General features: G+C 45.4%; 3 protein-coding genes, 1 tRNA gene and 1 pseudogene. 4 read left to right on the forward strand and 1 reads right to left on the reverse strand.

Going from position 1 to position 3091, the window contains the following annotated elements:
- Positions 1-93 (reverse strand): AsnC family protein (locus ABNT28_RS10605; protein WP_348721577.1); only part of this gene is annotated, 93 nt, incomplete at its 3' end.
- A 178-nt stretch (positions 94-271) separates the two neighbouring features.
- On the opposite strand from ABNT28_RS10605, the gene ald reads away from it, so the two are divergent.
- The 4 genes and pseudogenes from ald to ABNT28_RS10625 all read left to right on the forward strand — a co-directional run.
- Positions 272-1366: an alanine dehydrogenase gene (ald, locus tag ABNT28_RS10610; RefSeq protein WP_348721575.1), complete on the forward strand. Its 1095-nt coding sequence runs from the start codon at positions 272-274 to the stop codon at positions 1364-1366.
- Positions 1367-1558: 192 nt separating this feature from the next.
- Positions 1559-1634, forward strand: a tRNA-Ala gene (locus ABNT28_RS10615).
- Between the two features lie 123 nt (positions 1635-1757).
- Complete coding sequence (locus ABNT28_RS10620) at positions 1758-2675, forward strand: ABC-three component system protein (protein ID WP_348721576.1); 918 nt, start codon at positions 1758-1760, stop codon at positions 2673-2675.
- Between the two features lie 235 nt (positions 2676-2910).
- Positions 2911-3091 (forward strand): annotated as a pseudogene (locus ABNT28_RS10625) (DUF2326 domain-containing protein); the annotation flags it as partial.

Raw genomic sequence — 3091 nt, forward strand, 5'->3', positions numbered from 1 at the left:
CTCAACATTTGAAATACGCGCGTTATTTTGCAACGCTTCAAGAATCGTAAGATCAATTTTGTCCATCTGGCTCTCATTACCCGCATATATCATCAATAACAAATTTGAAAACAGAATTTTTGTGCGTGTTTTGCATAAAAATACGAATTATCAACATCACTATAATGAAATTCCACAATAAAAAGCAAGGTAATGCCATTAGTTTTTGAATAATATATACATACAGTTTTAACAATATCTTGGCGTGGCCAAGGCGTATGAGGAGCTTGTCATGCTTGTAGGTGTTCCAAAGGAAATAAAGACCAGAGAATTTCGCGTTGGCCTTGTGCCATCATCGGTTGCCGAGCTTGTTGGACGTGGCCATCAGGTGATTGTCGAAACCAATGCGGGGGCTGGCATTGGTGCGGGCGATGATGCCTATCGCGCTGTTGGTGCCGAGATTGCCGCCACGGCTGCCGACATATTTGAAAAAGCCGAGATGATCGTCAAGGTCAAAGAGCCACAGCCATCCGAATGGGTACAGCTATCATCCGATCAGATCCTGTTTACCTATCTGCATCTTGCGGCTGATGCCCCGCAGGCTTATGGGCTGGTTGATTCTGGCTGTACTGCCATTGCCTATGAAACCATCACTGACGATCAGGGCGGTTTGCCGCTTCTGGCACCGATGAGCGAAGTCGCCGGCCGTCTGGCGGTGGTCGAAGGGGCGTCGCATCTGAAAGCCAATGCCGGCGGGCGCGGTATTCTGATTTCGGGCGTACCTGGCACGGCGCCAGCTGAAGTCGTGATTATTGGCGGCGGTGTTGTTGGCGTGAATGCGGCTAAAATGGCGGTTGGTCTTGGCGCGCGCGTTACCGTATTTGATCGGTCAGTGCCACGTCTGCGCTATCTGTCGGATATTTTTGGCAATGCGATTAGCACGCGCTATTCAAACAGCGCGGTTCTGGCCGAAGCGGTCATGCAGGCCGATATGATTATCGGCGCGGTTCTGATTCCGGGCGCCAGCGCGCCCCAGCTGATCACCCGTGCCCAGCTATCTGGTATGAAGCCAGGCGCGGTTCTGGTTGATGTGGCCATCGATCAGGGCGGCTGTTTTGAAACGTCAAAGCCAACCACGCATGATGATCCGACCTATATCATTGATGATATTGTGCATTATTGTGTTGCCAATATGCCTGGTTCGGTGCCGCGCACCTCGTCCGAGGCGTTGAATAACGCGACTTTGCCGCATGTGCTGGCGCTGGCTGACAAAGGCGTTGCCGCGCTTGATGATGATCCGCATCTGATGAATGGTCTGAATGTGCATAAGGGCGAGATTGTCTATCAGGCAGTGCTTGATGCGCTGGGGTCACGCTCGGCGGCCTAAGGGCGCCCGCCCGCGCCGCATTAATAGGTTTCCTCCTGAAATGGGGACGGTCGTAATGGCTGTCCCCTTTTTTTGCGTTAAAGACGTGAAAAAGGGGTTGACCCGCACGCCGCATTAGAAGATAACCGCCCTGTTCCGGTTATACACGGTACATTTCCAAGGTTCGTCGCCTTAACCATATGGGGCGAATGTGGGGCCATAGCTCAGCTGGGAGAGCGCGTGCTTTGCAAGCATGAGGTCGTCGGTTCGATCCCGTCTGGCTCCACCAACCTTTTTCTTTATATGATTGCTAATATTCGTGCCGTTTCCGGCAGGCGATTTTGTGTGGCTTATCGCTGTTAACTTTATATTAAACTATTGTCTGTAGGCTTTCCGTTTAGGGAGGCTTCACATGGATTTTTATTGGAAGCGACTTTTACAGCTAAAGTTACGCGAAGCAAACGCCAATGCATTTCAAGAGTTTTTCTCTGAAGTTATGCAACAAAAATATGGTGAGGATTTTCTAAAAATACGCCCACATGGATCATTTGGTGATGCTGGATGTGATGGCTATCTCACATCTGAAAAATGTGTTTTTCAATGTTATGGCGCAACAAACGGCTCTGCTGGAAATGTTGCACAATTAAAAAGGAAAATTGAAGAAGATTTTGATAAGGCAATCAACAACGCTAACTTGGAAATGCGTAAATGGATATTTGTTCACAATCTGATTGATGGTTTGCCAGAAGCTATAGTCCAAAAAATCGAACAACTTAAAAATGATAACAAAACAATTGAAATCAGCACAATGGGTTCACATAAATTTGAGACCATTTTTTCAGACTTCAAATCTGATCAACTTGAAGGTTTTTTTGGTGCCATAGCGACAAGTCAAGACTACATGAATGCCCAGCCAGAATTGATTAGAGATATAATCAATACGCTTATGGAGTCAGAAGATACTTCCACAATCGATAAGCAACCTTTAGAGCCTGTACCAATTGGTAAGCTGGATGAGAATGGCCTCAGTCAACCATGGAAAGACGCAATTGCAAATGCGCGTAAATATACACCTAAAGTAGCAAGATATCTTGCTAATCATCATGACAATTTGAGAGCTGACAAACTGGCATCTCATTTTAAGAACAAATACGCAGATCTTAAAAATCAAAACCTTGATCCTGATGTTATAATGGACAATTTACTTATGTTCACAATTGGCGATGTTGTTCATAAAAAATCAAAGACCGTAGCAGCTGACATTTTATTGGCATATTTATTTGACCTCTGTGAGATTTTTGAAAGCTCAGGATTGGAAGTCACAAAATGATACTGCCCAGCAAACACTTGATGCTAAGACGTTCATTACTGGGGGTTGGCGCAACTATACTCGCCAACCTTCAACACCCATCAACCGTTTCAAATATTTGGCACAAGGTAAGTAAGGAATATGAGTCTACATCAACGCCATTAGGTTTTGATTGGTTTACATTGTCATTATCATTTCTCTTTGCGATCGGAAGTATAAAACATGACAAAGGCCTAATCAGATTGAGAGGTGTTAAATGATTAGGAAGATTGATAGTTCACTGACTAATTTTAAATCGATAGAATTTCATGCAGGACTAAATGTGTTGCTATCACGTGGTGATGATGTCTTGGGTGAGGGGAAGACACGTAACAGTGCAGGTAAGTCTAGTCTTATTGAAATTATTCATTTTTTGCTTGGTGCCAACTGCGACGGAG

It is taken from the genome of uncultured Candidatus Puniceispirillum sp., assembly GCF_963979125.1.
GTDB lineage: Bacteria > Pseudomonadota > Alphaproteobacteria > Puniceispirillales > Puniceispirillaceae > Puniceispirillum.